5 protein-coding genes are annotated in these 6,218 nt (G+C 33.7%); all 5 read right to left on the reverse strand.

The features are described 5' to 3' along the window. Positions 1 to 11 precede the first annotated feature (11 nt). Positions 12 to 2,405, reverse strand: coding sequence for a phenylalanine--tRNA ligase subunit beta (pheT, locus tag SA378_RS06660; RefSeq protein WP_318525200.1), 2,394 nt, complete (start codon positions 2,403 to 2,405; stop codon positions 12 to 14). Between the two features lie 9 nt (positions 2,406 to 2,414). Beyond that, complete coding sequence (gene pheS, locus SA378_RS06665) at positions 2,415 to 3,437, reverse strand: phenylalanine--tRNA ligase subunit alpha (RefSeq protein WP_318525201.1); 1,023 nt, start codon at positions 3,435 to 3,437, stop codon at positions 2,415 to 2,417. Between the two features lie 422 nt (positions 3,438 to 3,859). Further along, positions 3,860 to 4,654 (reverse strand): 23S rRNA (guanosine(2251)-2'-O)-methyltransferase RlmB, encoded by a 795-nt coding sequence (gene rlmB, locus SA378_RS06670; protein ID WP_318525202.1) that lies wholly within the window; start codon positions 4,652 to 4,654, stop codon positions 3,860 to 3,862. Between the two features lie 53 nt (positions 4,655 to 4,707). Beyond that, entirely contained in the window at positions 4,708 to 5,358 is a 651-nt protein-coding gene (locus SA378_RS06675) for a TrkA family potassium uptake protein (protein ID WP_318525203.1), read from the reverse strand. Positions 5,359 to 5,375: 17 nt separating this feature from the next. Then, positions 5,376 to 6,218 (reverse strand): TrkH family potassium uptake protein (locus SA378_RS06680; RefSeq protein ID WP_318525204.1); only part of this gene is annotated, 843 nt, incomplete at its 5' end.

Below are 6,218 nucleotides of genomic sequence, written 5' to 3' on the forward strand. Positions count from 1 at the left end.
GTTTTTGTTATCTATCTAAGTGTTGCGCCAAACTTACTTTCCAGAATTTGAAGAATTTTATTGTGAATATTTTCAACTTCTTTTTCTTTTAGCGTACGTTCCTTATTTCTGTAAGTAACAGAAAAAGCAGTGCTCTTGTATCCTTCTTCAATATGCTCACCTTTATAAACATCAAACAATTTAACACTTTCAATAAGATGCGGATTTACATCTTTAATTACCTGTTCCATATCTCCCGCAAGAACTTCGTCCTTAACCTTAACGGCAATATCCCTCACCATTGATGGATATTTTGGAAGCGCTTCATATTTCCAATTAGTATTTTTATTTTTAAGAATTTTTTCAACATCTATTTCAGCTATATAAACCTTCTGGTCAAGTCCGTAGTTATCAGTCACCATATGGCTTGCTTCTCCGTAAATTCCAATACATTCATCGTTAACAAACATCTCTGCTGTTCTTCCTGGATGAAATGTTGTATTATCTTTTACCGGTTTAAGTTGAACAGTTATGCCAAATCTTGATAAAATACCTTCAATAATACCTTTCAAGTCAAAGAAATCATACTTGCCATACATGCCGATACAAAGTTTTAATTTTTCAAATGGCTCTTCAGTAACAGGCTGGCCTTTTGGTATAAATATGCTTCCTACTTCATATAATTTAGCACCGTCAACGCCTCTGTTGGAATTTCTGCCTATTACTTCCATCATGTTTGGTATAAGAGTAGTTCTCATTGAACTAAAATCCTCTCCTAATGGATTTAAAATTTTAACATAGTCTCTTAAATGACTGTCTTCAGGCACACATATATTGTCATAAGACTTTGGACTAATAAATGAATATGTAGTAATTTCATAAAGTCCCATACCGCATGCAATCGACTTTATCTGATCTTCAAGCATACGCATTTCTGTTTTTCTTCCCACTCTTGTCATGCCTGTAAGAGGTTTTGAAATGATGTTTTCAAAACCGTAAAGTCTTCCAACTTCTTCAATAATATCAGCTTCCTGTTCAATATCAGTTCTGAAATATGGTATTTTACAGCTAATTTTCTCCCCATCATATGTACTTTCAATTTCAAGTGAATTTAATGAAACCAGCATATCTTCAACAGGAATATCAACTCCAAGTAAATGCGCAGAGCGATATGGTCTTAAAGTTACAATAGGAGGAACATATTCATTTTTACCAGCTTCTAAATGTCCACCAACAACTGTTCCGGCACCAATCATCTCTATTAATTGACAAGCTCTTTTACTTGCTAATTCAACCATCATATAACCCATCGGTTTTTCATTTCTCGCAGAAGCTTCTGAACGCATCCCAAGCTTTTTAGATGTTTCTCTAATGGATTTAGGATTAAAGTTTGCACTTTCTAAAACCATTACTTTTGTTTCATCATTGATTTCAGAATAATATCCACCCATTACACCGGCAATGCAGGCAGGCTTTTCTTCATCTGCAATTACAAGCATGCTTTCATTTAACGTTCTTTCATTTTGATCTATAGTTATAATTGTTTCATCTTTTTTTGCTTTTCTTGCTACAAGTTTTTTACCCTTTAATGCTTCTAAATTGTACGCGTGAAGAGGCTGACCAAGCTCAAGCATAACATAGTTTGTAACGTCAACTATGTTATTGATAGGTCTCATTCCGGCATCCATCAATGTTCTTTGCATCCAAAGAGGAGATGGCCCAATTTTTATATCTTTTATTACCCTTGCGTAGAAACGTCCGCATAAATCTTCATCTTCAATTTCTACCGCATTCATGTAATCTTTTATATCGCCTTGTTCATTTTTGATTTCAATTTCAGGGAATTTGAATTTTGTTCCCAAAGTAGCTGCAGTTTCTCTTGCCATACCAACGATATTCAAGCAATCCGGCCTGTTGAATGTTACTTCTACTTCAAGAGCGCTGCCGTTTAATTGTAAAACTTCCTTGATATCTTTTCCCAACTCAGTTTCAGAAGGAAGAATTGCTATACCATCCCTTGCTTCTTTAGGAATGACCTTGTCATCAAAACCAAGCTCTTCATAAGAACACATCATTCCATATGAAGGAAGTCCTCTAAAATTTGTTTTCTTTATTTTAAGTCCATTTGGAAGCACAGCCCCTTCTAAACATACAGGAACAACGTCTCCTACATTAACATTCTTTGCTCCTGTAATTATTTGAACAGCATCTGCTTGATTAATATCTATTTGTGTAACAATCAATTTATCTGCATTTGGGTGTTTTATTATTTCAAGAATCTTACCCGTAACTACATTTTTTACTTCTTTGTTATAGTCAATAACAGCATCAATATGAGACCCTGTGAGTGTCAACTTATCTGCCAATGTTTTATCATCTGTATTTATATCAACATATTGGCTCATCCATTTAATAGGTACTAACATTTCAACCTCCTAGAATTGTTTTAAGAATCTTACATCATTTTCAAATAATAACCTTATGTTAGGAATGCCATACTTAACCATGGCAACTCTGTCAATTCCCATTCCAAATGCATAGCCTGAATAAACTTCAGGGTCTATTCCGCAATTTCTTAATACATTTGGATGTGTCATTCCGCATCCCAACAATTCCATGCTCCAACCCGTTCCATGGCATGATGGACATCCTTTGCCCATGCATATCGGACAGGAAACATCAACCTCTGCGCTCGGTTCTGTAAATGGAAAGTTATGTGGTCTAAAACGTGTTTTCATTTCACTTCCAAACAATTCTTTAACAAATTGATCTATTGAATCTTTAAGATTAGCCATTGTAACTCCCTTGTCTACAACAAGGCATTCCATTTGATGAAACATTGGTGAATGTGTATCATCCACATCGTCAAAACGAAATGTTCTTCCTGTTGATACCATTCTTATAGGAAGTTTCCCTTCTTTCATAACTCTAATTTCCATGGGTGAAGTATGAGTTCTAAGTATTAAATCATCTGCAATATAAAAAGTATCCGATCTGTCTCTCGAAGGATGGTCATAAGGTGCATTCAAATCATCAAAATTATTTGCTACAGTTTCAATTTCAGGACCGCTTATTACATCATATCCCATGCGCATAAATACGCTCTCTAATTCTTCTTTTACCTGTATCAGTGGATGTCTTCTTCCAATTTTAGGAACTCTTCCCGGCATTGTTATATCTAAAGTTTCAGATTTAACCTTTTTTGTTGTCTCATGATGAGTTGCTTTTTCCTTAATTTCCTTAATTTCTTCCTCTATTATTGCTCTTACGTCATTTGCCAGTTTTCCCATTTCAGGTCTTTCTTCTTCAGATAAAGTACCCATTGACCTCAATATTAAAGTCAAATCTCCTTTTTTACCCAAATATTGAACTCTGACTCTTTCAATATCTGCATTATCATTGCATTCTTTTAATTGATTTAAAGCTTCTGTTTTTAATTTCAAAAGTTTCTCTTTCATGAATTCTCCTTTCATATAAAAAGACCTCACCCCATAAGAGGCGAAGTCCGCGATACCACTCTAATTTGCTTTCATTACTATGATGTTACTTATTTATCAACAAGAAGTTTCTTCTTGTTATTCTGAATGCAGTAAAGAATTTTAATTATGAGATCCTTCGCTTTCGCTCAGGATGACACAAACAAATATCTCCGCAGATTCATACTTCTTCATAGTATAAAAGCCTCATTTTTATAACGGTTTTCCCGTGCAAAACTACTTAGTTTCATTTCACAAGCTCCAAAGTGAATGTTCAGTATAAATGTTTAAAATCACTTTCAGCCGCGATGATTTTTCTCTTTAAAACATACCCTTACACCTAATATCTTTTTCATAGCCTAATATTAAATTAACATTTTTAATTATATCAGATTAAAAAAATATTACAACAGTTTTTTTCTGATTTCATAAATACTTATTCCTGCCGCTATTGAAGCATTCAGTGACTCCGCTCTGCCGGACATTTTTATCGTTATGCTCATATGAGAATCATTTATTATTTCCTGGGAAACACCTTGTCCCTCATTTCCTATTACAACACAAATTCTTTCTGATTTTTGAATGTTTTCAAACGAATTATTTGAATCAACCACTGTTGAAATTATGTTAAAACCAATTTCTTTCAAATGCTGCAAAATTTCCGCATCAGAATTGGCATGAATAAAAGGAACTCTGAATATTGCACCTGCAGAAGCCCTTACAACTTTCGGGTTATATTCATCAACACAGCCTTTGTTTAAAATAACAGCAGCTGGTCCAAACGCATCAGCTGTTCTGATTATAGTTCCAAGGTTGCCCGGATCCTGAATACGGTCACACATAATCACAAATTTGTACTTGCTTAATATTTCTTCCCTTGAATAATTTACCTTATTTATTACCGCCAGTGCTCCCTGTGCATTGATGGTATCAGCGATGTTGTTAAAAATATTGTCGTCGCAAACAATCATTTCAATTTTACTTCTATTTATGCAGTCCAACAACAAATTAATTTCTGATTTGTTAAAAACACTTTCACTTATCAATATAAATTTAATGTCGGCTTTTTCTTTTATTGCTTCATTTACAAATTTAATTCCTTCCACAATAAAAGAATTTTCATCGTCACGACTCTTTCTAGAGTTAAGCGAACGCACATATTTAATTTTGCTGTTGTCCTTGCTTTTTATAATATCCATAACAACCTACATTTCATTAAATTTTCAAGTACATAAGAAGTTTTAAATACTTATTATCTGTGATTATAGTTTTCATTTATTTTCTTTAAATTATCGTTTCTTCCTAATATTACTAATACATCATCTTTTTTAATTATTGCATCAGATGAAGGCACTATATTAATATGTTCTCCTGTTTTAATTGCGATTACGGTCATTCCAGAAAGATTCAAATCTTTAAGAGACTTGCGTTGCCATTCTTCAAGAGCTACAGTTTCAATAATACTATAATCTGTTGAAAATTCAATTACATCCAATATATTAGGAGCTACAAGTCCGAAAGCTACACGCATGCCCATGTCTCTCTCTGGATAAATTATTTTGTCTGCCCCTACTTTAGTCAATAACTTTCCATGTATTTCACTCATTGCTTTAGCCATAACTATAGGAACTCCGGCTTCTTTTGCTATAAGTGTTGACATTATTGAAGCCTCCAGATCTGAGCCAATAGCCACAACAGCAACATCAAAATTTCTTATTCCTATAGTTCTAAAAGATGGTTCATCTAATGCATCCATTTGAACAGCATGTGCAACATATTCTGAAATATCCTTAATTATATCCGTGTTTTGATCAACTACCATAACGTCATGTCCGAGTTTTGTAAGAGTTTTTGCCACTGAAGATCCAAACCTTCCACACCCTATTACTATTATTTGTTTCATTTTTACTCCTTCACCCTTTATCCTATAATTACTTTCCCTTCAGGATAAGTATAATTACCAATGTTTTTATTTTGTTTTAAAAATGCATATGCAACTGTAACAGGACCAACTCTTCCAATAAGCATTACCAACGACAAAATTAGTTTGCCGAAATTGCTTAAAAGCGGAGTTAAACCCTTCGACAAACCAACTGTAGCAAATGCAGAAACAGTTTCATATATTATATCAAGAAAATCATAGCCTGTACTTTCTTCTGTTATTGCCAAAATAAAAGAAACAAAAATTACAAGCATAAGAGATACCATTAAAATACACGCCGCTCTCAATGTCGTTTCAGGCATTATTCTTCTTTCAAAAACTTCGAAGTCTCTTTTACCTCTGACCAAATTATAAAATGATACAATCAGCACTCCAAAAGTTGTTGTTTTTATACCCCCGGCTGTAGATGCAGGAGAGCCTCCTATAAACATTAAAAACAATGTAAATACAGCTGTTGACATTCTTGTATTTTCCAAAGGTATGGAATTAAATCCAGCAGTTCTTGGGTTTACTGCCTGGAAAACAGATGCCTGTATTTTTCCCGATATACTTAAGTTTCCCATTGTTCCCGGATTATTATATTCAAGTACAAAAATTATTGCACTTCCAAAAATCAACAATATCGCTGTAATAATTATAACAAGTTTAGAATGTAATGTAAGCATATGAAAATTCTTGCTTTCATAAATATCCCAAAATACATAGAATCCAAGACCACCAACCACCACAAGCCCACATACTGCAATTGTAATAATTGGGCTGTTGACATAATTTATCATACTGTTTCCGGTTAAATCAAAACCTGCATTGCAAAAAGATGA

This window comes from Sedimentibacter sp. (assembly GCF_033447055.1).
Taxonomy (GTDB): domain Bacteria; phylum Bacillota; class Clostridia; order Tissierellales; family Sedimentibacteraceae; genus Sedimentibacter.

Excerpts from the sequence above, each read along its gene's own strand:
- pheT (WP_318525200.1), bottom strand. The coding sequence starts at position 2,405 with ATGTTAGTACCTATTAAATGGATGAGCCAATATGTTGATATAAATACA.
- pheS (WP_318525201.1), bottom strand. The coding sequence starts at position 3,437 with ATGAAAGAGAAACTTTTGAAATTAAAAACAGAAGCTTTAAATCAATTA.
- rlmB (WP_318525202.1), bottom strand. The coding sequence starts at position 4,654 with ATGGATATTATAAAAAGCAAGGACAACAGCAAAATTAAATATGTGCGT.
- SA378_RS06675 (WP_318525203.1), bottom strand. The coding sequence starts at position 5,358 with ATGAAACAAATAATAGTAATAGGGTGTGGAAGGTTTGGATCTTCAGTG.